This is a genomic window from Halopseudomonas salegens, from assembly GCF_900105655.1.
In the GTDB taxonomy this organism is placed as follows: domain Bacteria; phylum Pseudomonadota; class Gammaproteobacteria; order Pseudomonadales; family Pseudomonadaceae; genus Halopseudomonas; species Halopseudomonas salegens.
The window spans coordinates 508,223-534,644 of the sequence record NZ_LT629787.1 but is presented as its reverse complement, the minus strand read 5'-3'; the positions used below and the strand labels follow the sequence as shown (position 1 = coordinate 534,644).

Below are 26,422 nucleotides of genomic sequence, written 5' to 3'. Positions count from 1 at the left end.
TTAGCGCCCCTTGACCGATTCTTCCAGTTCGCTGAAGCTGGGTCGATGCTCGGGTAGCAACGCCTTGCGCCCGAATTCGACCGCCAGGGCCGGTGGTAATCCCTGTGCGCTGGCAACCAGACACATCTTGATCGACTCGTAGGTGTTGGCCTCTTCCGCTGCCTCATGCGTCATGGCTGCAGCAAAAGGCCCGACAAAACCATAAGCCGCCCAGATACCGAGAAAGGTGCCGACCAGCGCAGTCGCCACCTTCTGGCCGATCTGGGTATTGTCCGCGTCACCCAGAATGCTCATGGTAATCACGATACCCAGCACCGCCGCGACAATACCAAACCCTGGCAAGGCATCAGACACCCGTGTCACCGCATGTGCCGGCTCATTGAGTTCTTCGGTCAGGCTGGAAATTTCCACGTCGAACAGCGCTTCCAGCTCGTGTGGAGCCATATTGCCGCTGGCCATGATGCGCAAATAGTCGCAAATGAAGGAAACCATGTGCGAATCTTTCATTATCGCAGGATACTTGCTGAAAATCGGACTCTGTTCAGGCTCCTCAAGATCCACCTCAATCGCCATCATGCCCTCACGCCGGCTCTTGTTCAGAATTTCATAGAGCAAGCCAAGCACATCAAGATAGAAGGGCTTATTGAAACGATGGCCAAAAATGATGATGGGGACTTTTTTCAGCGTCTTTTTCACGACTGCCATACTGTTGGCAACCATAAAAGCGCCGGTAGCAGCACCGCCAATAATCAGGATCTCAAACGGGTGCCAGAGCGCAGCAAGATGCCCCCCTGACAACGTAAACCCCCCCAAAACACAGACAATAACGGTAATGAAACCAGCAATTTTCAGCATAATATCCGTAATCCATTCACTCGAAGAATGCCTGGCCACATACACGGCTGGCGTCTCAGGCAGCAAAACCCGTTTATTCGCGTTATAGTCAGCTTTGCCGACTCAGTATAAAGCCCTTTAGCCACATGCGCCCAGATCAAGCCCAGCAAACAGCCAATGCCCCTTCTATCGGCCAGATGAGCCGAATCCTGAGTGCTGTGCGCCTGCCAATTGATCAACAGCAACGCGACCGGCTGATCAAGCGCCTGGACGACAATATGCTCAGCTTTACCGAGCTATCCAACAGCATACTGCAAGTGCCGGTAGCCGCGCTGACCATTTGCCGCGCTGCCGGCGAAGCTGTGCGCCGACGCGATGGCGATGTACTCAACCTGGAACAGGCCTGCAATCTGCTCGGCACTCAGCGTATCGGGCAACTGCTCAGGGAGTTGCCGCTGCAACCCCTGGCTGAACAGCCGCTCGGGTTCCGACAGATGCTGAGTATCAGTGAACATGCCCTGACCCAGGCTCGGGGACTCTTTGGTCAACGCATGGCGCGCCTGTGGCAGGAACTGGCCCTGGCCTGCCTGTTGTTCATGTCGCCCAGCTGGGTCCTGGTGTATCGCCATCCCGAGCTGTTCCGCGAATGGGAAGCCTGGCACCTGGGCGCCAACGCCGGAAAGGGCCGGCCACCCACTCAACTGCTCGGCAGCGAGCAACTGCTCAAGCTGTCCCAGCAGCTGGTTGAAGACTGGAACCTGCCACTGTGGATCCGACAGGGCTACCGTTCCTTGATCGACAGCCGACGTCTGATGGTCAAGGCACTGCATATTGCCCGTGACAGCGAACATCCGCATGACCAGCAAATGGCGCTGGATGCCGACACGCGTCTGTTGCGCTGGCTGACCCGCCCCGACAACAGCCTGTTGATGGCCAATGGCATTGCCGTAGGCGCGCACCATGACTGGTATGCCCAGCATACCCTGCGCTGGCAGCAATTCACTGCGCTTTACCTGGGTTGCAGCCTGGCTGAAGCACAAACTGCCAGCCATCAGCATGCCGTCAGCAGCGCCCAGGATAATCATTCGGCGCAGCCCGGTCTCTGGTTGCCGGCCCAGGCCCTGCTCTGGCCACCGAATACCTGCCGCCAACCAACCAGCTTCGGCCCGCTGACGGCCCGCACACCCGCCGCCAGTAAAGCACCAGCCCGGAAAGGCACGGCCAAGCCAGTCGCCGCGGGCACTCCCGGGGCGGATGCGGCGCTGTGGCGCCGCCAGTGTATCTTGCTCGAGCAGGTTCCCAGCCCATTCAAGGACCTGCCCAGCCTGCTCAATAGTGGCCTGCTGGCGCTGCACCAGGGACTTGGCATACCCGCCTGCTGGGTGGCGCTGTACAATGGCCGCAAACAGCAACTGGTGATAACTGCCGCCCAGCACACTGACAACGACCGGCGCTGCCTGGGCGCTGAACTGGGCAATGCCCGACAGAATAACTGGGACTGGCTGCGCAGCAGTCCATGCCTGGATCTGGACCCGCAGGCCCAGCAGCAACTGAGCAACCGCTTGCCCGCCAGCCTGAAAACCCTGCTGGCCAACCAACCGGCCCATCTCTTGCCACTGCTGTCCAATGACCGGCTGATCGGATTGCTGGTAGTACACAGCGGCGGCCGACTGCTCAGCGGCAAACGCCTGCAAGCACTGCACAAAACTGCCGCGTGCCTGAGCCAGGCACTGGTCACTTTCTCATCCAAGCGTCAGGCTTGAACTCCGGAGATTCTCATGGCTGAACCACGACTGCCATTGCTACTCGAACCCGAGTACCTGGTCACTCGTCTTGACACACCGCAGGTGCGCATCCTCGACCTGAGCAGTGATGAACAGTACCTGGCCGGACATATCCCCGGCGCCGTCCACATCAGCCCCAAACGGCTGCAATCACCGCCGCCCACACCCGGTCACTTGCCCGACAAGGCCAGTCTGACCGCACTGTTCGCCGACATCGGTCATCATCCGGAACTGCATTATGTGGTCTATGACGATGAAGGGGGTGGTTGGGCCGGTCGTTTTATCTGGCTGCTCGACAGCATCGGCCATGCGCATTACAGCTACCTGAATGGTGGTCTCAAAGCCTGGCAAACCGACGGCCTGGCACTGGAAACCCAGGTACAACATGTCCCTGCCAGCCAGCCCGAACTGATCATCAGCTCGGCCCCGACCATCAGCGTGGACGAACTGCTCAGTGATCTGGACAACCCGGACCGGGTGATCTGGGACGCCCGTTCCCCCGCCGAATACCAGGGTGACAAGGTGCTGGCGAAAAAAGGCGGACATATCCCCGGTGCGATCAACTGTGAGTGGACTCAGGGCATGGATCCGGCCCGTGGCCTGCGTCTGCGTACCGATATGGCCGAATGGCTGGCCGCCCAGGGCATCACCCCGGACAAGCAAGTCGTCACCCATTGCCAGACCCACCACCGTTCCGGTTTTACCTATCTGGCAGCCCGCCTGCTCGGCTACCCCAGAGTCAAGGCCTATGCCGGCTCCTGGTCGGAATGGGGCAACCACCCTGACACCCCAGTAGAAGTTTAAGGAAGCGTCATGCGCGAGCGTTTATTCATCATCCTGCAATATCTGTTACCCCAGCAATTACTGTCACGTGCTGCTGGCGCACTGGCTGAATGCCGCTGGAACTGGGTAAAGCAACCCTTTATCAACTGGTTCATCAAGCGTTATCAGGTCGACATGAGCGAAGCAGCCGAACCCGACCCGACCACCTACGCCTGCTTCAATGACTTTTTTACCCGCGCCTTGAAAGATGACGCCCGCCCCCTGGACAGCGGGGCCGACAGCGTACTTTGCCCGGCTGATGGCAGCATCAGCCAACTGGGCACCATCGAACACGGACGAATTTTCCAGGCCAAGGGGCAAAGCTTCAGCCTGCTCGAACTGCTGGGCGGCAACCCCGAACATGCCGCGCCCTTCCAGGGTGGCCAGTTTGCCACCGTTTACCTGTCACCCAAGGACTACCACCGTGTACACATGCCGCTGGCCGGCACCCTGACGGATATGATCTACGTGCCGGGCAAGCTGTTTTCAGTCAACCAGACCACCGCAGAAAATGTTCCCGAGCTGTTTGCCCGCAACGAGCGCGTAGTCTGCCTGTTCGACACCGAAGCCGGCCCCATGGCCGTGGTGCTGGTCGGTGCCATGATCGTTGCCTCAGTGGAAACCGTCTGGGCCGGACTGGTCGCGCCGCCACGCAGGCGACTGCAGGCCCAGCACTATGGCCAGACCGCGCCACAGCTCGGCCACGGCGCTGAAATGGGCCGCTTCAAACTCGGTTCCACCGCCATCGTGCTGTTCGGCCCGCAGCAGGTCGACTGGGCCAGTCATCTGGTGGCCGGCAGCGGCGTCAGCATGGGTGAAAAACTCGGCCAACGGCGCAGCAAACCCGCATAAGCAACTTGACCCGCAGGCAATGACGACTTATCTTTACTGTATATTTAAACAGTAACGGATAGGTTCGTCATGTCTGCCACCCTGCTTGGCCCCACCCCCGCCAGCCGACTGCGCCTGCCCCTGTTTTCGCACGGGGTAGCTGCCGGCTTTCCCAGCCCGGCGGATGACCACCGCGACGCCGCGCTGTCACTCGACCAACTGGTCAATGCCCAGGCCGCACATACCTTTTTGCTCCGCGCCCAGGGCGACAGCATGCAGGGCACCGGCATCTACGATGGCGATATTCTGGTGGTAGACCGGGCCGTGCGTGCCTTGCCCGGTGATGTCATCATTGCTTGCATAGATAACGAATTCACCGTCAAGACACTGACCTATGAGGCTGGCCTGCCGGTACTGATGCCAGCCAATCCACGCTTCCCGCCACTGCGCCTGCAGCAAGCCGGCGCGCTGGAAGTCTGGGGCGTGGTCACCCACAGCCTGCACAAGCACCGCTTCCGTTGAGTCGCCATGGGTAAACCGCTGTACGCCCTGGTGGACTGCAACAACTTCTATGTCAGTTGCGAGCGCCTGTTTCGTCCCGACCTGCGCCAGCGCCCGATTGTGGTGTTGAGCAACAATGATGGCTGCGTGGTCAGTCGCAGCGACGAAGCCAAGGCCCTGGGCATCGCCATGGGCGTGCCGCTATTCCAGGTTCAGGACGCCATCCGCAGCCACGGCATTGAAGTCTTCAGTTCCAACTATGCCCTCTATGCCGACCTGTCGGACCGCGTGATGAATACCCTGGCTGCGACGGTGCCAGCGATTGAGCGCTACTCGATCGATGAAAGCTTTCTCGATATCAGCGGTTTGGGCGAGGAACATGACCTGCAACACTGGGCTGTCGAACTCAAGGCGCAGGTGCTGCAACATACCGGCATCCCGGTCAGTATCGGCCTGGCGCCGAGCAAGACACTGGCCAAACTGGCCAACTGGGCCAGCAAACGTTGGCCGCAAACCGGTGGCGTAGTCGACTTGCGCGACCCGATACGCCAGCGCAAGCTACTCGCACTGGCGCCGGTGGAACAGGTCTGGGGAGTCGGCCGGCGATTATCCCAACGCCTGCGCTTGCTCGGCATCGAACAGGCCGGTGACCTGGCCAGCCATGATCAGCGCCTGCTCAAGCGCAGCTTCAACAGTGTACTGCAACGCACCGCCCGGGAACTGGCCGGTGAAGCCTGCTTTCCCCTGGAAGATGGTCCTGAACGAAAGAAAATGATCGCCAGTACCCGCTCCTTTTCCAGTCGGGTATACCAACAGGCCGGTCTGGCCGAGGCTATTACCCTCTACACCTCGCGCGCAGCAGAGAAACTTCGCGCACAACAGAGCCTGTGTCAGGTACTGCACCTGTTTATCCGCACCGGTGCTTACGACGGCGCCCAGGCCCAGCGCCAGCAGATCACCCTGGAGCTGCCCTACCCCACCGCCGACACCCGTGACCTGGTGCAACAGGCGCTGCACGGACTCAGGCAGATCTACCGCCCGGGTACCGGTTACGCCAAAGCGGGGGTGATACTGATGGAACTGATCGAACCGGGCCAATACACTCCGGACCTGTTCAAGCCACAGCCAAGACGCGGCAGCGACGAGTTGATGGCGGTGATGGACAGGATCAACCACTACCAGGGTCGCGGCAGCATCCGCATCGGCCGACTACCCGCCAATCCGGCCTGGCGCATGCGACAGGCCTTCAAAAGCCCTGCGTATACCACGCAGTGGAAGGATTTGCCGCGAGCGCGGTAGAAGAAGATCCCAAAAGCTAATGCGCTGGAGCCGGGTGGGAAGCACTGATTAACAGCACACATCTTTGGCAGCCTGGTTGTCGCTGACCGGTTCTGGATCGTTAGATGCCAGGGATGGCATCTACGAGCCCCCAGGGAAGGGTTTACGGCGTGTCCAGAACCGGTCAGCGACAACCGGGCTGAAACACGGAGCCGACTTAATCAGTGCTTCCCCAAACACGCTGCATTAATGGCTGACACATTCACACAAAGCCAATAATTTAATGAACCTCACTCGCATCCACCAACCTCAATTCCTTGGGCATACTGAAAACGATATTCTCTTCCTGCCCAGCCAGCTCTTCCGCACCGCTCGCTCCCCAGCTGTGCAAATGCTGGATCACCTCGCGCACCAGCACATCCGGCGCCGAAGCACCGGCGGTGACGCCGATAGTGTTCACGCCCTGCAACCAGTCACGCTGGATCTCACCGGCGCCATCAATCAGGTAAGCCGGTGTATCCATACGCTCGGACAGCTCGCGCAGACGGTTGGAATTGGAACTGTTCGGGCTACCGACCACCAACACCAGATCACAGTCAGCGGCCAATTGCTTGACCGCATCCTGACGATTCTGCGTGGCATAGCAGATATCATCCTTGCGCGGCCCATTGATTGACGGAAAACGTGCCCGCAGGGCATCAATGACCCGTGCGGTATCGTCCATGGACAAGGTAGTCTGGGTCACGAAGGCCAGTCGCTCGGGATGCCGCACCTGCAAGCTGGCCACATCGGCTTCATCTTCAACCAGGTAAATGGCCCCGCCATTGCTGGCATCATACTGGCCCATGGTGCCTTCCACTTCCGGGTGTCCGGCATGGCCGATAAGAATACATTCGCGGCCATCGCGACTGTATCGCGCCACTTCCATATGCACCTTGGTCACCAGCGGACAGGTAGCATCGAACACCTTGAGTCCGCGATCAGCCGCCTGCTGGCGTACTGCCTGGGAGACCCCGTGTGCGCTGAAGATCACGATAACGTCATCCGGCACCTGATCGATTTCCTCGACAAAGATTGCCCCCCGGCTACGCAGATCCTCAACCACGAACTTGTTGTGTACCACTTCGTGGCGCACATAGATGGGCGGACCGAACACGTCCAGCGCCCGGTTGACGATCTCGATAGCGCGATCAACCCCGGCACAGAAACCACGGGGATTGGCCAGTTTGATCTGCATGCTCAGCCTCGGCTCAAAACGGAGTGAATTACTCGGGTATTATCCATGTTTAACTGCTGCAGCCAACAAAAAAGCAGCCCGCAGGCTGCTTTTTTGTAACACCGGGATAAACTCAGTTGAGTTTTTCCTTGATGCGGGCTGCCTTGCCGGACAGGGCACGCAGATAGTACAGCTTGGCTTTGCGTACATCACCACGACGCTTGACGCTGATGCTGTCAATCAGCGGCGAGTAGGTCTGGAAAGTACGCTCAACGCCAACACCGCTGGAGATCTTGCGCACAGTGAAAGCCGAGTTCAGACCACGGTTACGCTTACCGATAACCACGCCTTCAAAGGCCTGCAGGCGCTGACGATCACCTTCCTTTACTTTTACCTGAATGACGATGGTGTCACCCGGGGAAAAAGCCGGGATTTCCTTGCTCATCTGTTCAGCTTCGATCTGGGCAATAATATTGGACATTACACACTCCTGCACAAGCCGCCGGACTTGCTTCAATGGTTATCGGTTTCCTGCTCGCGGATAAATTCCGCCAACAGCTGTTGCTGTTCTTCGCTCAGATTCAGTCGGTCGAGCAACTCTGGCCGGCGTTGCCAGGTTCTGCCCAGTGACTGCTTGAGACGCCAGCGCCGGATACGTTCATGATTACCACTGAGCAGCACCTCCGGAACGCGCTGCTCGGCAAACTCTTCAGGCCGAGTGTAATGCGGGCAATCCAGCAACCCCTCTGAAAAGGAATCCTCTTCAGCCGATGCAGCATGCCCCAGTACCCCGGGAATCAGCCGGGTAACCGTGTCCAGCAGGACCATGGCACCCAACTCGCCACCGGACAATACGTAATCACCGATGGAAATCTCTTCATCAACACAGGTTTCGATGATCCGTTCATCAATCCCTTCATAACGTCCGCAGAGCAGGATCATACCCGGCAACCCGGCCAATGACTGCGCCTTGGCCTGAGTCAGCGGCTGGCCCTGGGGTGACAGGTAAATCACCCGGGTGCCGGCTGGTGCCTGCTCCTGCATGGCACTTAATGCCTGCTGCAGAGGCTCGACCTTCATCAGCATGCCGGGACCACCACCAAAGGGTCGGTCATCCACCGTGCGATGCTTGTCATGGGTAAAGTCACGCGGGTTGCCGAAGCTTACCTGCAACTGTCCGCGACGGACTGCCCGTCCGGTTACACCATGCTCGGTCAGAGCCGAAAACATCTCCGGAAACAGGCTGACAATGCCGGCCCACACCTGTTAAAACTCCGGATCCCAGTCAACCTGCATGCGACCCGCTACCAGATCAATCTCGCGGATGAAGTCTTCCGGAAGATAGGGCAGCAAGCGCTCACGTTGATCGAGACTACCCGCGCAAGGCTTGACCACCAGCACGTCATTGGCGCCGGTTTCCAGCAAGTGATCCACCACACCGAGCAACTCCCCGGCCAGGGTGAACACCTGCAAACCCTGCAACTGATGCCAGTAGTACTCACCTGGCTCCAGGTCAGGCAGACTGGTCGATGGCACACAGACCTCATGGCCGACCAGTTCCAGCGCCTGGTTGCGATCACTGATGCCTTTGAGCTGGACGATGAGAACACGTCCTTGCAAGCGACCACTGACCACTTTTACTGCATGTTGGTGCGCGCCCTGGCGCAGCACCCAACCGGTGTAATCCAGCAGACTGTCGAGCGGATCAGTGTGTGAGTAGATCTTGACGGCGCCACGAATACCGTGCACCGCAACTATCTCGCCCATCACTGTCAGCGGTTGCGACTCCGCTACCGGATCAACGGCCATCTCAGGCAGAAGCCTGGTTGTCCTTCAGCAAGGCTGCAACACGCTCAGACGGTTGGGCGCCCTGGCTCAGCCAGTAATCAACCCGCTCCTGATTCACTGACAGGCGGATTTCACCACCGTTGGCGATCGGGTTGAAAAAGCCTACGCGCTCAACAAAGCGGCCATCACGGGCATTGCGGCTGTTGGCGACTGTCAGGTGATAAAAGGGGCGCTTCTTGGAGCCACCACGAGCAAGACGAATGGTTACCATGTGGACATCGTTTCCTGTGTTTGTATAACGCTCAAATGTTCAATACAGGCCGGGCGCTACAACGCAGCAGGCCTCGTACCCGAAAGGTCGCGTATTCTACGGAATATTGCGGCCATTGAAAACTCTTTTTTCCCGTGCACCGTACGGGATACCGTCAGAACCTGGGCATACCGCCGCCCGGCGGCAACATACCACCCGGGCCACCCATACCACCAGGCCCGCCGGAGCCACCCATACCGCGCATCAGCTTGGCCATACCGCCCTTGCCGCTGACCTTCTTCATCATTTTCTGCATCTGCTTGTGCTGCTTGATGACGCGGCCAATATCCTGGATCTGGGTACCCGAGCCAGCCGCAATCCGGCGCTTGCGCGAACCACTGATAATATCCGGATTGCGTCGCTCGGCCGGGGTCATCGAGTTGATGATCGCTTCCATCCGCGTGAACTGCTGCTCCGCGGCACTTTGGGCCGTTTCCATCTGCCCCGGGTTCATCTTGCCCATCATCGGCAGCTTGTCCATCATCGAACCAAGACCGCCCATGCCGCGCATCTGTTGCAACTGGTCGCGAAAATCTTCCAGATCAAAGCCCTTGCCTTTCTTCAGCTTCTTGGCCAGTTTTTCGGCTTTGTCCTTGTCCAGCTTTTGCTCGGCCTGCTCGATCAGGCTGAGCACGTCACCCATGCCGAGAATGCGCGAAGCAATACGGTCAGGATGGAAAGGCTCGAGTGCGTCGATTTTTTCGCCGACACCGAGGAACTTGATCGGCTTGCCGGTAATCTGCCGGACCGACAAGGCAGCACCACCGCGCGCGTCACCGTCAACCTTGGTGAGAATTACCCCGGTCAGGGGTAACGCCTCATTGAACGCCTGCGCGGTATTGGCCGCGTCCTGACCCGTCATGGCATCGACCACAAACAGGGTTTCCGCCGGATTGACCGCCGCGTGAACCTGTTTGATCTCGCCCATCATGTCGGCATCGATATGCAGACGACCAGCGGTGTCGACAATCAGCACATCCATGTAGCGGCTGCGCGCCTCGGCCAGCGCCGCCTCGACGATGGCGACCGGCTTCTGGCTCAGGTCAGACGGAAAGAAGGTAACACCGACTTCTGTTGCCAGGGTTTCCAGCTGCTTGATGGCTGCCGGACGATAAACGTCGGCACTGACCACCATGACCTTTTTCTTCTCACGCTCACGCAGGGTTTTCGCCAGTTTGGCGACACTGGTGGTTTTACCCGCACCCTGCAAGCCAGCCATGAGGATGACGGCCGGTGGCTTGACCGCCAGATTGAGGCCCTCAGCCTCGCCCATGATAGCTTCCAGCTCGGCCTTGATGATCTTGACGAAGACCTGCCCCGGCGACAGGCTGCGCGAGACTTCCTGCCCTACCGCACGATCACGAACCTGATCGACAAAAGTCTTGACCACCGGCAAGGCAACATCAGCCTCCAGCAGCGCCATACGCACTTCGCGCAGGGTATCCCTGATATTGTCTTCAGTCAGCTTGGCCCGGCCGGTCACGCCGCTAAGGCTGTGTGACAGGCGATCGGTAAGATTTTCGAACATCACAACTCTCCTTGGCTTCTGACACCCGGCAGGGGTGGAAGCGAATCAGCCACAAAGTATACCGTGATGCCCTCAGGGATAACAGCGAGACGCTTTATCCAGCGTCGCGCTTGTGCCACACTGCTACTTTGTTGCCAGTAACGCGCAAGGACGTATGACAGCCCTCATTCCCAGCTTGTTGGCCGCCGCTCTCTACTTGAGTGGCTTGCTCTACCATATCCATTGCTTGCGCAACCGTCAGCCAGTCAGGGTTGACCTGTTGCGCGGGCTCGGCCTGATCGCCCTGCTGCCGCATGCCGCCAGCCTGTATTTGCAGCTGCTGACGGCACACGGCCTTGCACTGGGCTTTTTCAATGCCGCGTCACTGATTGCCTGGCTGGTGATTGCCGTGACCCTGGTTTCCAGCATGCGTGCCCCTGTGACCACTCTACTGCTCGGACTCTACCCCATGGCATTGGTTACGGTGTTGTTGGCCAGTCTTCAAAGCGACCAGGCAACCACATTGATTGCCGGCCAACCAGGCTTGCTGGTGCACATATTGCTGTCGATCCTGGCCTACGGCATTCTCACCATTGCCGCTTTCCAGGCGGTTTTACTGGCAGTGCAGAACTACCAGCTCAAGCACAAGCATCCAACCCGCCTGATCCGGACCTTTCCGCCACTGCAAACCATGGAGCGCCTGCTGTTCCAGTTTCTCCTCTGTGGTGTGCTGCTGCTGACGCTGGCACTGATCTCCGGCTTTGTCTTTCTCGACAGCATGCTGGCACAGGAAGTGGCCCACAAAACGCTGCTCTCATGCCTTGCCTGGGTGGTATTCAGCATTCTGCTCTGGGGCCGGCATTTCCGTGGCTGGCGCGGCAGCAATGCCATCCGCTGGACACTGGCCGGCTTCCTGTTACTCATGCTGGCCTACTTCGGCAGCAAGCTGGTCCGCGAATTCCTGCTGCCATTCTGATGTCCACCTCTACTGCCAATGAGGCATTGCTGTGAACGAAGCTTCTACGGGTTTTCTGCTCGGCTTTCTGGCGCTACTGATTGTGCTGTCAGCCTTCTTTTCCAGTTCGGAAACCAGCATGATGAGCCTGAATCGCTACCGGCTCAAACACCTGAGCAAGGAAGGACATCGTGCCGCCAAGCGCTCCGTGAAGCTGCTTGAGCGCCCTGATCGCCTGCTTGGCACCATTCTGGTCGGCAACAATATCGTCAACATTCTTGCCGCCTCGCTGGCGACTCTTCTGGCCGTTCGCATCTGGGGTGACGCGGGCATTGCCATTGCCACCATCGCGCTGACCATTGTTATCCTGATCTTCGGGGAAATAACACCCAAAACCTTTGCCGCCCTGCGCCCCGAACGCATTGCCTTCCCTGCCAGCATGATCCTGATCATCCTGCAACGTGCCTTGTACCCGGTGGTGTGGTTGAGCAATGTGATCAGTAACGTTCTGCTGCGCCTGCTCGGCGTCGACCCGGCCGACAAGGGTGACGACCAGTTAAGCACCGAGGAGCTGCGTACCGTTGTGCGTGAGGCTGGCCTGAGCATAACCCGCAGCCGGCAGAGCATGCTGCTGGGCATCCTCGATCTGGAAAAGATCACCGTCAACGACATCATGATCCCGCGCAACGAAGCGGTGGGTATCGATCTGGAAGACGAGATGTCGAGCATTCTCACTCAACTGCACAACTGCCACCATACCCGTTTGCCCGTGTATCGCGGTGACATCAACCATATTACCGGCATCGTGCACATGCGCTCGATTGCCCGCTTGCTGAGTCGCGACAATCTGACCAGAGACGCACTGATCGGCGCATGCCGCGAACCCTACTTCATTCCGGAAAGCACCCCGCTGCATACCCAACTGTTCAACTTTCAGAAGCAGAAGCGGCGAATTGCCATTGTGGTTGATGAATATGGCGACGTGATCGGCCTGGTAACCCTGGAAGACATCCTGGAAGAGATCGTTGGCGAATTTACCACCGACATGATGCTGCTGAGCCCAGATGTACACCCTCAGAAAGATGGTAGCTATGTCATCGATGCTGCAACATCGATACGCGACATCAACCGCCAATTGCAATGGACGCTGCCCGAAGATGGCCCCAAAACGCTAAACGGTCTGATCACAGAACATCTGGAGCATATTCCGGAAACCAGCGTTTGCCTGAGTATTGGCCCTTACCGCATGGAAATACTGCAAACCAAGGACAATATGGTGAAGAATGTGCGCATCTGGACCAGCCTCGACAAGGCCCATATCCAGCAAGCCTGACCCGGGCAGCCGAACAGGCTGCCCGGGCAAGTTACCCGTCAAAGCACCCCGGCGGCATCGCCAGGGTAACTGACAGGTTAGCGCACGTAGATAACTTCCGGACCGTCCTCGTCGCCGTCATCATCTTCATCGTCGAAGTCGTCGTCATCAGCATCGTCCTTGAGCAGACCTTGCTTGCGCAGGGCACGGCGATCATCGAGCAACTGCAGATGCGCGCGCGCCTCATCCTCGACCTGCTGATCAAGGGTAACGACTTCAGCCGCATAATCTTCATCTTCGGCAATGCGCCGTTGACGCTCTTCCAGCCAGTTCATCACTGCCTTGGCCAGCTCTTCGGTACCCTGACGATCAGCCGCCGAAATCACGAATACCGGCCCTTCCCATTCCAGGCGCTCAACCACATCATCGAGAATCGTCTGCTGCTCGTCCTCCAGCAACTGATCACACTTGTTCAGCACCAGCCAGCGCTCACGCATGGTCAGCGCCGGGCTGAACTTGCCCAGCTCATGCACGATGGTTTCCACCGCCTCGACCGGATCGGACTGATCCAGCGGCGCCATATCCACCAGGTGCAATAACAGGCGAGTACGCGACAAATGCTTGAGAAAGCGCGTACCCAGACCGGCGCCTTCAGCCGCCCCTTCGATCACACCGGGAATATCGGCAATCACGAAACTGCGCAACCGCCCCACGTCCACCACACCCAGGTTGGGCACCATGGTGGTAAAGGGATAATCCGCCACCTTGGGCTTGGCCGCGGAAACGGCGCGGATCAGCGTACTCTTGCCGGCGTTGGGCAAGCCGAGCAGGCCAACATCGGCGAGCACTTTCATTTCCAGCTTGAGATCACGCTGCTCACCCAGGCTGCCCTGAGAGGTCTGCCGGGGCGCGCGGTTGACGCTGGATTTGAAACGGGTGTTGCCCAGACCATGAAAACCACCCTGGGCAACCAGCAGGCGCTGGCCCTCTTTGGTCAGATCACCAATGATTTCCTGGGTACCGGCATCGACCACGGTCGTGCCGACCGGCACCTTGAGCACCATGTCTTCACCCTTGGCGCCGGTACAGTCGCTGCCACGGCCGTTTTCACCGCGCCTGGCGTTGAAACGGCGGGTATAGCGGTAGTCCACCAGGGTATTCAGGTTGCTGTCAGCTTCCAGATAGATGGAACCGCCATCACCGCCATCGCCGCCATCCGGGCCGCCCTTGGGAATAAACTTTTCCCGACGGAAGCTCATGCATCCGTTACCACCATCACCGGCCTTGACCGTAATGGATACTTCATCAACAAATTTCATCGTTCTCCCTCCCTCGCGGGATGGGTTAAGGTTCTGGACACTGTCAGATTAGCGCCGAATCGGCCCCAAGGCCCACCACTCACAAACAAAAAAGCCCCGTCGTATGACAGGGCTTTTCGTACAAGGCGGCGCTTAGGCGGCTACGATGTTCACGTAGCGGCGACCGAACTTGCCCTTGACTTCAAACTTGATCACGCCTTCTGCCTTGGCAAACAAGGTGTGATCCTTGCCGATACCAACATTCTTGCCGGGGTGGAACTGAGTGCCACGCTGACGAACGATGATATTGCCGGCGTTGACCGCCTGGCCACCAAACATTTTCACACCAAGGCGTTTGGATTCTGAATCGCGGCCGTTACGTGTGGAACCGCCTGCTTTTTTGTGTGCCATGAGTAAGTACCTCCAGAATCGGCTTAGGCTGAAATGCCGGTAATCTTGATTTCGGTGAACCACTGACGGTGGCCCTGACGCTTCATGTGGTGCTTGCGACGACGGAACTTGATGATGCGGACCTTGTCGCCGCGACCGTGCTCGGTCACTTCGGCAGTAACTTTGGCGCCATCGACAACCGGAACACCGATCTTGATGTCATCGCCGTTGCCAACCAGCAGCACTTTATCGAATTCAATGCTGGAACCGGTTTCGGCTTCCAGTTTCTCTACGCGAAGGTATTCACCTTCAGCGACCTTGTACTGCTTGCCACCGGTAACAATCACTGCGTACATGTTTGCTTTCTCCGTAATCCTGCTCACCCGGCGCTTGGGTATAATATTTAGTGGCCGGCATGGCTGCAAGTGAACCCGCCCATCGGGCCCTACCTTGCCATTGTCAAAACAGGGATGCTGTAAATCGGTTTTTCAGGGGCGAGGATTCTAGCCTTTCACGACCGCTGACGCAAGCGTAAAAGCGGCAAAAGCCGCTCAGTACTGACGCTCAATGGCAAAACGGGCCAATTGCTCCAGGGCCTCGCGATAGGGCGACACCGGCAGCACATCCAGCGCAGCAATTGCCCGCTCGACCTGCTCACGCGCCAACCCTTCGGTGTAGTCCAGCGCACCCGAGTCCCTGACCGCGGCCTGGACCGCAACGATCTGCTCGCTGCCACCCTTCTGGATTGCGGTGCGCACCAGTTGCGCCTGCTCGGCAGTGCCTTCGCGCATGGTATAGATCAGCGGCAGGGTCGGCTTGCCTTCGGCCAGGTCATCACCCACATTCTTGCCCATGGCATCGGCATCGCCGCGATAATCCAGCACGTCATCAATCAACTGGAAGGCCACCCCGAGGGCATCACCATAGACGCGCAGCGCCTCGGCGACCGGATCGGCAGCACCGGCGAGCACCGCCGCACTATGGCTGGAGGCCTCAAACAGCATGGCTGTCTTGCTGCGGATGACTTCCATATAGGTTGCCTCATCCGTGCTCGCATCACGCACCTTGGACAGCTGCAGCACTTCACCTTCGGCGATCACATTGGTTGCCCGCGACAGAATCTGCATCACACCCATCGACCCCAGCGCCACCATCATCTCGAATGAACGCGAGTAAAGAAAATCACCCACCAGCACACTGGGCGCGTTACCCCACAGGGCATTGGCGGTAGAGCGGCCACGTCGCATGTCGGAGGTATCCACCACATCATCGTGCAGCAGGGTCGCGGTATGCAGGAATTCGATGATCGCTGCCAGACTGTGCTGTCGACCGGTTTCTTCACCACAGGCCCGCGCAGCCAGCAAGACCACCAGCGGGCGCAGGCGTTTGCCACCGGCACTGATGATGTATTCGCCGATTTTTTCGACCAAAGGCACCCGCGAGTGCAATTGCCGCAGAATCAGTGCGTTGACGGCTTCAAAGTCATCGCTAACAGGAGCATAGAAAGGCAGGGTGGACATTGACAGCACATTTTCAGAAAGGTTGGCGGCATGCTAGGTGGCAGGCCTCGCGCTGTCAAGAATCAGAAGACGCCTGCACCCCGCCGCAGGGCGGAGTGCAGGGATATCGCTCAAGCCGGATTCAGAGGACCTTGAGCAGCTCGATATCAAACACCAGGGTGCTGTGCGGCGGAATACTGCCGGCAGCCCGCTCGCCATAGGCCAGATCGGACGGGATAAACAGACGCCACTTGGCCCCTTCCTGCATCAACTGCAGTGCCTCTGTCCAGCCAGCGATTACGCCACCTACCGGGAACTCAGCCGGTTGGCCACGCTTGTAGGAAGAATCAAATACGTCACCGTTGATCAGCGTGCCTTCATAATGCGTCTGTACCGTGGAGCTGGCACTCGGCGTGGCGCCGGTACCGGCATTGATCACTTCGTACTGCAACCCGGAAGCCAGGGTGACCACACCCTCACGCTTGGCGTTTTCGGCAAGAAATTCTTCGCCTGCCTGACGCATGGCGCCGGCTGCCTGATCAGCCTGCGCCTGCATTTTTGCCTGCAAGCTCTGGAAAGCCGCTTGCAAGTCAGCTTCAGCCACCTGGCTGGGCAACTGATTGAAGGCATCGCGCAGGCCGGCAGCAACACCATCAAGATCCAGATCGGGAATATTGCTGCTGGCCAGCTGGTCGCCCATCTGACGGCCAATGCCGTAACTGACGCGCTGGGATTCGGTTTCAAAGCTCATAAGGCAAGGCCTCCTGGGAAAATAGGTCAACAAGCCTGCCACAGTGCGGCCGCGTTTGCCCACCCCGGCGCACGACAAAAACCGCAACACACTCCCCTTCGAGCGGCATTTTGCGTTAAAATCGCCGGTTTTCCCCTCCCATTTGCCGCAGGCTATCCCGATGCTGGAACGACTTTTTCAACTCAGCGCGAACGGCACCAACATCAAGACCGAGATCATTGCCGGCCTGACCACCTTCCTGACCATGGCCTATATCATCTTCGTCAACCCGGCGATGATGGCCGATGCCGGCATTGATCCAGGCGCCGCCTTTGTCGCCACCTGCCTGGCCGCCGCACTGGGTACCCTGATCATGGGGCTGTGGGCCAACTACCCGATTGCCCTGGCCCCGGGCATGGGGCTGAATGCCTTCTTCAGCTACACCGTCGTAGGCTCCATGGGTTACAGCTGGGAAGTCGCGCTGGGCGCCGTCTTTCTCTCCGGCTTTCTGTTTTTCCTGCTCAGCGTGTTCAAGATCCGCGAGTGGATCATCAACAGTATCCCCATGCCCTTGCGCTCGGCCATTGCCGCCGGTATCGGCCTGTTTCTCGCGCTGATCGCGCTGAAAAACGCCGGTATTGTCGTGCCCCACGATGCCACCATGGTCGGCCTGGGTGATATGACCCAGCCCGCACCCATTCTGGCTGCACTGGGCTTTGTGCTGATCGTGGCACTGGCCTTCAAACGCGTCACCGGCGCGGTCATGATCGGCATTCTGGTGGTCACCGCCATCAGCCTGCTGCTGGGACTGAGTCAGGCTACGGGTGTAGTCTCGGCGCCACCCAGCCTGGCACCCACTTTTTTGCAACTGGATTTGCGCGGGGCTTTTGAAATCGGCCTGCTCAGCGTGGTGTTTGCTTTTCTGTTTGTCGACCTGTTCGATACCTCGGGCACCCTGATCGGCGTTGCCCAGCGCGCCAACCTGCTGGATGAGAACGGCCGCATGCCACGCCTCGGTCGCGCCCTGATGGCTGACAGCACAGCGACCATGGCCGGCTCGCTGATGGGCACCTCGACCACAACCAGCTACATTGAATCCGCCGCCGGCACCGCTGCTGGCGGGCGCACCGGCCTGACCGCCTGCGTGGTGGCCATACTCTTTCTGCTGTGCCTGTTCCTGTCACCGCTGGCCACGGCAGTACCCGCTTTCGCCACCGCACCGGCGCTCTTGTTTGTGGCCGTGCTGATGACCGGCGGCCTGGTACAGGTGAACTGGGAAGACCTGACCGAAGCCGCACCTGTGGTCGTCACCGCCATCATGATGCCGCTGACCTTCTCGATTGCCCACGGGATCGCCATCGGCTTTATTACCTGGACCGCGATCAAGCTGCTGTCCGGGCGTTGGCGCGAACTCAACCCCAGCCTGTACGCGCTGTCGGCCCTGTTTATCATCAAACTGGCGTTCTTCAACTGATGAGTACTGCATTCGACCCCAACCAATATGCCGCCCAGCTCGAGGCCAAGCGCCAGCGCCTGATCGAGCTGCTGCAACCCTTTGCCGCGCCAGAGCCCGAGGTGTTTGATTCACCGCCGGAGCACTTTCGTTTACGCGCCGAATTTCGCCTCTGGTATGAAAACGGCACCCCGCATTACGCCATGTTCGAACGCGGTGACAAACGCCAGCCCATTCTGTTGACCCAGCTGCCGATTGCCAGCCAGCGTATCAATCAACTGATGGGCCCCTTGCTGGAAGCCTGCAAGGCCGACCCCGTCCTCGGGCGCAAGCTTTTTCAGGTCGAGTTTCTTACCACTCTGTCCGGAGAAGCCCTGGTCACCCTCTGCTATCACCGGCCACTGGATGAAAACTGGGACGCGCCGGCGCGCGAACTGGCAGCCCGGCTGGATATTCAGCTGATCGGCCGCAGTCGTGGCCGCAAACGGGTACTGGACAAGGATTACATTACCGAGTGCCTGCAGGTCGATGGCCGTGACTGGCACTACCAGCAGATCGAAGGCGGCTTTACCCAACCCAACGGCGCAGTCAACCAGAAAATGCTGGGCTGGGCACTGGACGCTGCCGGGCATGATCAACGCGATCTGCTGGAGCTGTATTGCGGCAATGGCAACTTCACCCTGCCCCTGTCGACCCGCTTCCGCCGGGTACTGGCGACCGAGCTGGCGAAACGCTCGGTGTATGCCGCGCTGGATAACCTGGCCCACAACGGCGTGGACAACGTCACCCTGGTGCGACTGGCCAGTGAGGAAGTCACTCAGGCGCTGACTGGCGTGCGTGAATTCCGCCGTTTGCAGGGCATTGACCTGGACGGCTTTGATTTTTCCACCGTCTTTGTCGACCCGCCGCGCGCCGGCCTAGACCCCGCCACGCTGGAGCTGGTCAAGGGCTATGACCGCATCCTGTATATCTCCTGCAACCCGGAAACCCTGGCCGCCAACCTGACCGAACTGAACACCACCCACCGCCTGGTGCGCTGCGCCCTGTTCGACCAGTTCCCCTACACCCATCATATGGAGTCCGGCGTACTGCTGGAGCGCCGCTAAGACACCGTCTGCCAGACTTCCAGCTGCCCTGCCCGGCCAACGCGATAATCTCGTGGGGCCGGCACGGCAGCCAGCAATCCGTAACCTTCCAGAGCTGCGTGCACCCTTTCCTGCTCAACAGGCGGCAGGCGATGCAACACGTCGCCGGCACGCTGCAACAGATACAGCAAGTAAGGCTCAACCCCGGCTTGAATCGGCAGCCCACGAAACTGTGTCTGCACCTGTCCAATGTGCCGCTGATGCGGCTTGGCGCCAACCGGTTGGCCATCCGCAGGCTGCTTTTCAGCTACCCAGGCATCCATAAAGGCCAGCTTGTCGGTCAGCTCAGGAAATATGTCTGCAGCGACATGAGCCAGAAGCGGTGCCAGCGTATCCGGAATCGCATCATCAGCGATGAAATCAGTCCCGTAATCAGCAAACTCGACAACATCCAGACCTGGCGCCAGCATGCGTTCCACCCAGCGATAGACCCAGGGCGCCGTTGTTTTCATGATCCCGGCCGGTACCGGATCGCGGCCCAGGTGTGCATACAACGGGCCTATCAGCCCATAGTCGGCAATCGACGGGCGACCACCCAGCAGATAGGGATGTTGGGCCAGATGGGCATTCAGCAATTGCAGCAGATCATGGTAGGACGCCTCGATCAGCGGCGCTGTCTCCGGCGTCACACCCAGACCCGGCAGGTAGGATTGCATGCGCTGCATCACATCTTCTGCCAGCTCCGCCCCCAATGCGCTGGCGAAAGCATGACGAATAAAGGCTTCCTGCTGATCCAGAAATGACCAGCGATAATGCATGGCATGGCGCAACATGCTCTGGCAGCCGTAGTACTGCAAGACAATGGCCAGAATGCGCTGCAGGGGGCCCTGCGGATAAGCCGAGTACGGCACTCCAAGTACTTCGAAATGATCAATGATATCCAGGCTATCCTGAATGATCTCGCCGTCGATGGTGCGCAGCACCGGAATGATGCTGCGTCGCGTAACCGGCAATATTTCACTGGCAAAGCTCGGGTGGCGAGTTCCCAGTTCACGGTAGGCAATACCCTGAGTACGCAAGTAGGACCGGGCAATCCCGGTATACAGCGAATGCGGCATGCCGAAGAGTTCATGCACGGGGTTATCATTTATCACGCAGGCATCCTTTCTGCCCGACAGGCAGGTAATGAATCAGGCCTGCCAGCATAAACGCGGGCAGACCCGGCCGCCATACCCCGTGCCGGCCATGATGCCACTTTGCAGCTTACTTCTGATCCAGCTTGTCCTGGGTGCGCAGGCGAAAATCGCTGGCATGGTGACGCTCGGGCAACTGCTCTTCCGGTTTGCCCCAGGTGCGATTGACCATACGCCCTCGCTGTACCGCCGGCCGCTCGGCAATCATATGAGTCCACCGCTGCAAATGGACATAGCTGGCGGCATCGAGAAACTCGGCGGCCTCATAGACCTTGTTGGTGACCAGTGCGCCATACCACGGCCAGATCGCCATATCGGCAATACTGTATTCACTGCCCGCCATGTAATCATGTTCGGCCAGGTGGCGGTCGAGCACATCCAGCTGCCGCTTCACCTCCATGGTGTAACGGTTGATCGGGTACTCATATTTTTCCGGCGCATAAGCGTAGAAATGGCCAAACCCCCCCCCAGAATTGGCCCACTACTCATCTGCCAGAACAACCAGGACAGACATTCGGTCCGCCCACGGTGATCTTTTGGCAAAAAGGCGCCGAACTTCTCCGCCAGATACAGCAGAATGGCTCCGGACTCGAACACGCGCTGCGGTGGGTCAACGCTGATATCCAGCAAGGCCGGGATTTTTGAATTGGGATTTATCCCGACAAAACCGCTGCCAAACTGCTCACCTTCCATGATCTTGATCAGATGAGCGTCATATTCTGCTTCGGTGTAGCCCCGCTCAAGCAGTTCTTCGAGCAGGATGGTGACCTTCACGCCGTTCGGGGTAGCCAGAGAATACAGCTGCAATGGGTGCTCACCGACCGGCAACTCCTGCTCGTGGGTGGCGCCGGCAATGGGCCGGTTGATGTTGGCAAACTTGCCGCCGCTCCCCGGCTCCCAGGTCCAGACTCTGGGCGGCTGGTAGGTGTTATCACTCATTGGCATGTCCTTTGGTGTTGCTTCTGATACCCGACAGCATGCCACAGGTAGGTGACCGTGCGGCGACAGAGCTCACAGGGAATTCATTGCCGGGTCTTTCAGTCCGGCAAGCCGCGACTCAGAGCTTGGTCAGCCCGGCATACTCCACCCCGGACAACAAGGCCATCTCACGCTGCCAGGTGGCCAGATCACGCGGATTGAAATCGCTCAAGGCATGATGCCCGCAGGCCCTTGCCATCACCTGCATCAATTCAGTGGATGACTGCAAAAAGGTTTGCAGCTGGCCAGCCGACTTGTCCACATCCAGACGCTTGCGCAAATCTTCCCGCTGGGTGGCGACTCCCGCCGGGCAGTTATTGGTATGGCACATGCGCGCACCCACGCAGCCAACCGCCTGGATGGCACTGTTGGCCAGGGCCACGCCATCCGCACCCAAGGCCAGCGCCTTGACGAAATCCATCGGAACCCGCAAGCCCCCGGTCACGATCAGGGTGACACGGCCACTGACTTTCTGCTTGTCCAGATAGCGCCGGGCGCGGGCCAGCGCCGGAATGGTCGGCACACTGATGTGGTCACGGAACATCTCCGGTGACGCACCCGTACCGCCACCGCGCCCGTCCAGAATGATGTAGTCAGCACCGGCATCCAGGGCAAATTGAATATCCTGTTCGATATGGTTGGCACTCAATTTGAAACCGATCGGAATGCCGCCGGTGACCTCACGCACCCGATCGGCAAAACGCTTGAAATCGGCCACTGAACTCAAGTCCTTGAAAGTCGGCGGTGATACTGCTGACGTGCCCTCCTTGAGGTTACGCACCTCGGCAATCTTGCCGACATTCTTGTTCGCCGGCAGATGACCACCGGTTCCGGTCTTGGCAGCTTGCCCGCCCTTGAAATGGAACGCCTGTACCTTGGTCAACTGGGATTCGTTGTAACCATACTGGGCGCTGCCCAGTTCATAAAAATAGCGGGAATTCGCTTCTTGCTCTTCCGGCAGCATGCCACCCTCACCCGAGCAGATACCGGTACCTGCCATCTCCGCCCCTTTGGCCAGGGCTATCTTGGCTTCCTGTGACAAGGCGCCAAAGGACATATCCGACACCAGCAGCGGAATATCCAGCGTCAGCGGTTTCTTCGCTTCCGGTCCGATCACCAGCTCGGTCGCCACTGGCTCATCTTCCATCAGCGGACGCGTAGCCAACTGCGCCACCATCAGCTGCAAATCATTCCAGTCCGGCAAGCTGTGGCGCGGCACACCCATGGCTGCCACCGGCCCATGCGGGCCAACCCCTTTCAGTCCCTCACGAGCCAACTGATGAATGAACTCGACGGTGGGTTCTTCCGCGGTAGCTTTGGCAATCAGCTTGTCATCGTCCTTGCCAGGCCCCTCTTCACCCACCTGCTCGTCAGCAAAGTCTTTGTGCGTGCCATCACAAAAAGGCGCATCACCCGTATGTTTGCACTGGCACAGCCAGGCATCACCGGATTCATCGGCCACAAAGCTTTTCGGGGTAAAGCCGGTATCGGCATGCGAGCCATCGCAGAATGGCTGGTCCTTCGAGCGGCCGCAGGTGCAGAAAAAATACTCCTCACCCTCGGTAAGTTTTTTCTTGACTGGCTGGTTGTCGGCAATGACTGGTTTGGCCATAACATGCGCCTCTTATCTGGCTGATCAACTGATTATTCTGTCAACACGTTAGCAGCATGAGCGAAAACACGCCGTCCAGCACGGCTCGCAGAGTGCTACAAAAAGTTGCTCGCATTCGCGGAAAAGTCTATTCAGCTCCAGCCCAGCCAGATCAGCAGCACACCGATGAACACCCAGAAAGCACCAATGGTCCGCTTGACCCAAACCGGCAGACCGTCCACCCGATGGGCTACCTTTGCCACCTTCTCACGCCCCATCAAGGCAGTTACCGTACCCAGAACTACCGCAATTACCCCGAGTACCTGCAGAACACCCGGAAAAGCCGATTCAAAAGCGGCCAGCAAAAGCACCAGACCAAGAAATACCCGACCAATGACCGAGGCATAGAAGAGCGATTGCGTTCCTGCGTTGTCATCCAGCAGCGCGAACACTCGCTCCGGAAGCACCAGTACCGCCAGCCCGAGGAGCAAAACCAAGATACCCAATACGATTACCAGTACTGACATGCATCACCTGTCTGTGAATGTGTGTTGCTTTCAGCATAGTCAACAAGTAACGATTCGGCTTCTCACACACTCTTCATCGGTTCCGCCTCGCCAGCCGCACCTGCGCGACAAGTACACTGTGGTAAATGTAATACACCCAGTAAACCGGAACCGGAGCGATGACCAGCAAAGCCACCCATACGTATTTTTTCCTGCTGGCAGCATCACTGACCAGGTAGCAACCATGCAGCAAAATCACCAACAGAAAAGCCAGGACCAGCTTCAACCGGTATTCATGTAGCGGATTGCCCGCAGTTGCGAACGTGTTGAGAAATAAAAACAGGCCAAGCAGCAGTACACCCAGTATTCCCAGCCCATTGAAAAAAAGCCTGGCAGCCTTGCTCACTGCAGATCCTCCTTGTTACGACGTCCGCTTATGGAGTGTCGCCAAACGCAACGGTGAATCAGAAACCGTTACTGATTGAGGCCGAGCTCTCTTTGCTTTTTCTTGCTCAGGCCCGACGACACGATACGGTAGGATTGTTCCAGATAGTACTCGAGCTCATCAGTTGAACTCCCCGCCGCCGTGTAGCGCTGTATCCACTTCATACCGCGACTTGCCAGATAGGGCGCGGGCCTGAAACCCGGCTGTTCCAGGAGAAAATTGAAATTCAGCTCCGAAGCCTTGAAGGTGAATGCAGGCTCATCACCCTGACTCCATCCACCGATGGCAAATACCTTGCCGCCCACCTTCCAGACATGCGAACCGCCCCATTGCACACAATGGGTCGTCGCGGGCAACGCAGCACAAAAGGCATTGAACTCATCGTAATTCACCCGGCTACTCCTCGTGCTCCTGAAGCTGAAAACAGGCGTTTGCTACTCTTACTGGAACAGTAGCGGAAAAAACGGTTGCTGTAATAGCGAGTAACCTTCCTGAAACAGGAGTCACCATGTCGTCAGACTCAGCCAAACAGGCCACGCTTTATCGTATGGTCATGGAAAAACATCGTTGCCCCTTCGGCTTGAAGTCGCTCGATCTTCTGAAGCGCCAGGGCTACCAGGTAGCCGACCATCCGCTGACCTCGCGGGAGGACGTTGATGCTTTCAAGAAAGAACACAACGTAGACACAACCCCGCAGGTCTATATCGGCGACAGGCATATTGGCGGATACGAGGAACTGCGCAAACATTTCGGCAAGAAGGTCAAATCGGCTGACGAAACCAGCTACCGACCGGTGATCGCCGTATTCTGTGTCGCGGCCTTGCTCGCCCTGGCAGTCAGCTGGATGCTCGACGGCGAGCTCCTGACCATACGCAGCGGCGAGTTGTTTATCGCTTTCAGCATGAGCATTCTTGCGCTGTTGAAGCTGCAGGACGTTGAAAGCTTCTCCAGCATGTTTCTCAATTACGACCTGCTTGCCCGCCGGCAGGTGCCCTATGCCTATGTGTATCCCTATGCCGAGTTACTGGCCGGGGTGCTCATGGTCGCTGGTGCCCTGCTGTGGCTGGCCATTCCTGTCGCCCTTTTCATCGGTACCATCGGTGCGGTGTCGGTAGCCAAGGCGGTATATATCGACAAGCGCGAACTCAAATGCGCGTGCGTCGGCGGCAACAGCAACGTGCCCCTGGGCTTTACCTCACTGACCGAGAACCTGATGATGATGGCAATGGGGCTATGGATGCTGAGCTATTTCTTTTGACCGAAAAGTCGCCTGGATTTTTTATGGCATTTGCTCTGCAGCACATCCGCCCGTTGCTCCACCAGAGCAATAGCCTGATATGTGGACATGTCATTTTTGTCCGGCAACTGCTTCAAGCTGGTTGCCAGTACATCCAGGTCATTCAGGTCACCCAGTTGCCGGGCAAGCCTGGCGTAGCGACCGGCTAAAGCCCGGGCCTTGTTGTCGTCGGCAAGCACCGGCAACGCGAGGGCGAGATATTTGACCCAGCGGCGCAAACGATGCCAGTCCTCTGCATTATTGCCGCTGGCAGCAGCACGGTGAAAGCACTTGCGGGCTTTGCGATAAAGCCGCCCGTACCCGTCATGCATCAATTCGCGCTTACCGCATGACAGCTTCAGGTCATGCCAACGCTGCCGGTCGTGAATAAAGCCAGAAACAATCTCGGCCTTCAGCAAAGCTTGCTCAGGCACCTCAGGTTGCTGAGCGGCCAGTTGATCACGCGCACACCTGAGAGAAGCCAGCTCGGCTCCTTGGGCCTTGCGAATACGTTTATCCAGCGTTTTGAGCTGAACATGCTGATCACGAGCCTTCGCCAGTTGCTTGGCGGCCCGGCCAATCTCGCGGCTGGCTGTATCAGCCTGCCCTTTGGCCATAAAGGGTTTCAGTACTTGCCACAGCGCACGCAACTCTTTAATCGACACACGCAGGCAATGAACATCGGAAGGCGTGAGCTGCAGCCGGTTGGCAAATACCAGCGCACACTGCCTATGCAGTGCTTCAGCGCGACGGATCAGTGGTTTTGTGCTGTTGCCCGGCATACATCATCCCCGGTATTTTTTCTGGTAACCCTTGAGTTCAGTAGTCAGCTGGCCGCTG

General features: G+C 58.4%; 28 protein-coding genes and 1 pseudogene. 10 read left to right on the top strand and 19 right to left on the bottom strand.

All coding sequences use genetic code 11. The features are described from left to right. Positions 1-855, bottom strand: coding sequence for a flagellar motor stator protein MotA (gene motA / locus BLU07_RS02320; protein WP_092383753.1), 855 nt, complete (start codon positions 853-855; stop codon positions 1-3). Positions 856-980: 125 nt separating this feature from the next. Between motA and BLU07_RS02315 the strand changes: the two genes are divergently transcribed. The 5 genes from BLU07_RS02315 (at position 981) to umuC (ending at position 6,071) form a co-directional block, all read left to right on the top strand. Next, the gene (locus BLU07_RS02315; protein ID WP_157719060.1) at positions 981-2,597 is read left to right on the top strand and encodes a histidine kinase; all 1,617 of its coding nucleotides are present in this window, start codon (positions 981-983) and stop codon (positions 2,595-2,597) included. 15 nt (positions 2,598-2,612) lie between these two features. Then, a complete protein-coding gene (locus BLU07_RS17705) occupies positions 2,613-3,422 on the top strand; it encodes a rhodanese-like domain-containing protein (protein ID WP_197675046.1) in 810 nt (269 codons plus the stop codon). A gap of 9 nt (positions 3,423-3,431) precedes the next feature. Beyond that, the gene (asd, locus tag BLU07_RS17700) at positions 3,432-4,292 is read left to right on the top strand and encodes an archaetidylserine decarboxylase (RefSeq protein WP_197675045.1); all 861 of its coding nucleotides are present in this window, start codon (positions 3,432-3,434) and stop codon (positions 4,290-4,292) included. Positions 4,293-4,361: 69 nt separating this feature from the next. After that, positions 4,362-4,793 carry a LexA family protein gene (locus tag BLU07_RS02305; protein ID WP_092383749.1) on the top strand — a complete coding sequence of 144 codons (432 nt, stop codon included), beginning with the start codon at positions 4,362-4,364 and terminating at the stop codon, positions 4,791-4,793. A gap of 6 nt (positions 4,794-4,799) precedes the next feature. Then, complete coding sequence (gene umuC / locus BLU07_RS02300; protein ID WP_092383747.1) at positions 4,800-6,071, top strand: translesion error-prone DNA polymerase V subunit UmuC; 1,272 nt, start codon at positions 4,800-4,802, stop codon at positions 6,069-6,071. Positions 6,072-6,330: 259 nt separating this feature from the next. Here umuC and ispH read toward each other — a convergent pair whose 3' ends face one another. The 6 genes from ispH to ffh form a co-directional block, all read right to left on the bottom strand. Then, the gene (gene ispH / locus BLU07_RS02295) at positions 6,331-7,287 is read right to left on the bottom strand and encodes a 4-hydroxy-3-methylbut-2-enyl diphosphate reductase (RefSeq protein ID WP_092383745.1); all 957 of its coding nucleotides are present in this window, start codon (positions 7,285-7,287) and stop codon (positions 6,331-6,333) included. Between the two features lie 112 nt (positions 7,288-7,399). Then, positions 7,400-7,747 (bottom strand): 50S ribosomal protein L19, encoded by a 348-nt coding sequence (rplS, locus tag BLU07_RS02290; RefSeq protein WP_092383742.1) that lies wholly within the window; start codon positions 7,745-7,747, stop codon positions 7,400-7,402. Positions 7,748-7,779: 32 nt separating this feature from the next. Then, complete coding sequence (trmD, locus tag BLU07_RS02285; protein WP_092383739.1) at positions 7,780-8,529, bottom strand: tRNA (guanosine(37)-N1)-methyltransferase TrmD; 750 nt, start codon at positions 8,527-8,529, stop codon at positions 7,780-7,782. 3 nt (positions 8,530-8,532) lie between these two features. Next, the gene (rimM, locus tag BLU07_RS02280) at positions 8,533-9,075 is read right to left on the bottom strand and encodes a ribosome maturation factor RimM (protein ID WP_092383737.1); all 543 of its coding nucleotides are present in this window, start codon (positions 9,073-9,075) and stop codon (positions 8,533-8,535) included. A gap of 1 nt (position 9,076) precedes the next feature. Next, positions 9,077-9,325, bottom strand: a complete 249-nt coding sequence (gene rpsP / locus BLU07_RS02275; protein WP_092383735.1) for a 30S ribosomal protein S16 — start codon at positions 9,323-9,325, stop codon at positions 9,077-9,079. A 154-nt stretch (positions 9,326-9,479) separates the two neighbouring features. After that, the gene (ffh, locus tag BLU07_RS02270; RefSeq protein ID WP_092383733.1) at positions 9,480-10,892 is read right to left on the bottom strand and encodes a signal recognition particle protein; all 1,413 of its coding nucleotides are present in this window, start codon (positions 10,890-10,892) and stop codon (positions 9,480-9,482) included. A 154-nt stretch (positions 10,893-11,046) separates the two neighbouring features. On the opposite strand from ffh, the gene BLU07_RS02265 reads away from it, so the two are divergent. After that, positions 11,047-11,847, top strand: coding sequence for a cytochrome C assembly family protein (locus BLU07_RS02265; protein WP_092383731.1), 801 nt, complete (start codon positions 11,047-11,049; stop codon positions 11,845-11,847). A 31-nt stretch (positions 11,848-11,878) separates the two neighbouring features. After that, entirely contained in the window at positions 11,879-13,159 is a 1,281-nt protein-coding gene (locus BLU07_RS02260; protein ID WP_092383729.1) for an HlyC/CorC family transporter, read from the top strand. Positions 13,160-13,236: 77 nt separating this feature from the next. On the opposite strand, the gene cgtA is transcribed toward BLU07_RS02260, so the two are convergent. The 5 genes from cgtA to BLU07_RS02235 form a co-directional block, all read right to left on the bottom strand. Continuing rightward, positions 13,237-14,457: an Obg family GTPase CgtA gene (gene cgtA, locus BLU07_RS02255; RefSeq protein WP_092383727.1), complete on the bottom strand. Its 1,221-nt coding sequence runs from the start codon at positions 14,455-14,457 to the stop codon at positions 13,237-13,239. A 132-nt stretch (positions 14,458-14,589) separates the two neighbouring features. Beyond that, positions 14,590-14,847 carry a 50S ribosomal protein L27 gene (gene rpmA, locus BLU07_RS02250; protein ID WP_092383725.1) on the bottom strand — a complete coding sequence of 86 codons (258 nt, stop codon included), beginning with the start codon at positions 14,845-14,847 and terminating at the stop codon, positions 14,590-14,592. Positions 14,848-14,870: 23 nt separating this feature from the next. Further along, positions 14,871-15,182: a 50S ribosomal protein L21 gene (gene rplU / locus BLU07_RS02245; protein WP_092383723.1), complete on the bottom strand. Its 312-nt coding sequence runs from the start codon at positions 15,180-15,182 to the stop codon at positions 14,871-14,873. Between the two features lie 195 nt (positions 15,183-15,377). Then, entirely contained in the window at positions 15,378-16,346 is a 969-nt protein-coding gene (locus tag BLU07_RS02240) for a polyprenyl synthetase family protein (RefSeq protein WP_092383721.1), read from the bottom strand. Between the two features lie 121 nt (positions 16,347-16,467). Then, on the bottom strand, positions 16,468-17,076 hold the full coding sequence (locus BLU07_RS02235) for an FKBP-type peptidyl-prolyl cis-trans isomerase (RefSeq protein ID WP_092383719.1): 609 nt from the start codon (positions 17,074-17,076) through the stop codon (positions 16,468-16,470). A 160-nt stretch (positions 17,077-17,236) separates the two neighbouring features. Between BLU07_RS02235 and BLU07_RS02230 the strand changes: the two genes are divergently transcribed. Together BLU07_RS02230 and trmA are read left to right on the top strand one after the other, a co-directional pair. Beyond that, on the top strand, positions 17,237-18,529 hold the full coding sequence (locus BLU07_RS02230; protein WP_092383717.1) for an NCS2 family permease: 1,293 nt from the start codon (positions 17,237-17,239) through the stop codon (positions 18,527-18,529). Continuing rightward, complete coding sequence (gene trmA, locus BLU07_RS02225; protein ID WP_092383715.1) at positions 18,529-19,614, top strand: tRNA (uridine(54)-C5)-methyltransferase TrmA; 1,086 nt, start codon at positions 18,529-18,531, stop codon at positions 19,612-19,614. Before BLU07_RS02230 ends, trmA begins: the two co-directional genes overlap by 1 nt. Here trmA and BLU07_RS02220 read toward each other — a convergent pair. From BLU07_RS02220 to BLU07_RS02195, 6 genes and pseudogenes are all read right to left on the bottom strand, one after another. Continuing rightward, positions 19,611-20,747, bottom strand: coding sequence for a glutathione S-transferase family protein (locus BLU07_RS02220; RefSeq protein WP_231701672.1), 1,137 nt, complete (start codon positions 20,745-20,747; stop codon positions 19,611-19,613). The genes trmA and BLU07_RS02220 overlap by 4 nt on opposite strands. A gap of 109 nt (positions 20,748-20,856) precedes the next feature. Then, positions 20,857-21,725, bottom strand: a pseudogene (gene yghU / locus BLU07_RS02215) (glutathione-dependent disulfide-bond oxidoreductase). Between the two features lie 118 nt (positions 21,726-21,843). Further along, the gene (locus tag BLU07_RS02210) at positions 21,844-23,376 is read right to left on the bottom strand and encodes a glutamate synthase-related protein (protein WP_092383713.1); all 1,533 of its coding nucleotides are present in this window, start codon (positions 23,374-23,376) and stop codon (positions 21,844-21,846) included. A 131-nt stretch (positions 23,377-23,507) separates the two neighbouring features. After that, positions 23,508-23,882: a hypothetical protein gene (locus tag BLU07_RS02205; protein WP_092383711.1), complete on the bottom strand. Its 375-nt coding sequence runs from the start codon at positions 23,880-23,882 to the stop codon at positions 23,508-23,510. Positions 23,883-23,955: 73 nt separating this feature from the next. Continuing rightward, the gene (locus BLU07_RS02200; RefSeq protein WP_092383709.1) at positions 23,956-24,267 is read right to left on the bottom strand and encodes a hypothetical protein; all 312 of its coding nucleotides are present in this window, start codon (positions 24,265-24,267) and stop codon (positions 23,956-23,958) included. Between the two features lie 68 nt (positions 24,268-24,335). Continuing rightward, positions 24,336-24,698, bottom strand: a complete 363-nt coding sequence (locus BLU07_RS02195) for an MmcQ/YjbR family DNA-binding protein (RefSeq protein WP_092383707.1) — start codon at positions 24,696-24,698, stop codon at positions 24,336-24,338. A gap of 116 nt (positions 24,699-24,814) precedes the next feature. Here BLU07_RS02195 and BLU07_RS02190 point away from each other — a divergent pair, with 116 nt between their 5' ends. After that, entirely contained in the window at positions 24,815-25,564 is a 750-nt protein-coding gene (locus BLU07_RS02190; protein ID WP_092383705.1) for a MauE/DoxX family redox-associated membrane protein, read from the top strand. Here the strand turns inward: BLU07_RS02190 and BLU07_RS02185 are convergent. Next, the gene (locus BLU07_RS02185; RefSeq protein ID WP_092383703.1) at positions 25,552-26,364 is read right to left on the bottom strand and encodes a CHAD domain-containing protein; all 813 of its coding nucleotides are present in this window, start codon (positions 26,362-26,364) and stop codon (positions 25,552-25,554) included. The two genes, BLU07_RS02190 and BLU07_RS02185, sit on opposite strands and share 13 nt — an antisense overlap. Positions 26,365-26,422 lie beyond the last annotated feature (58 nt).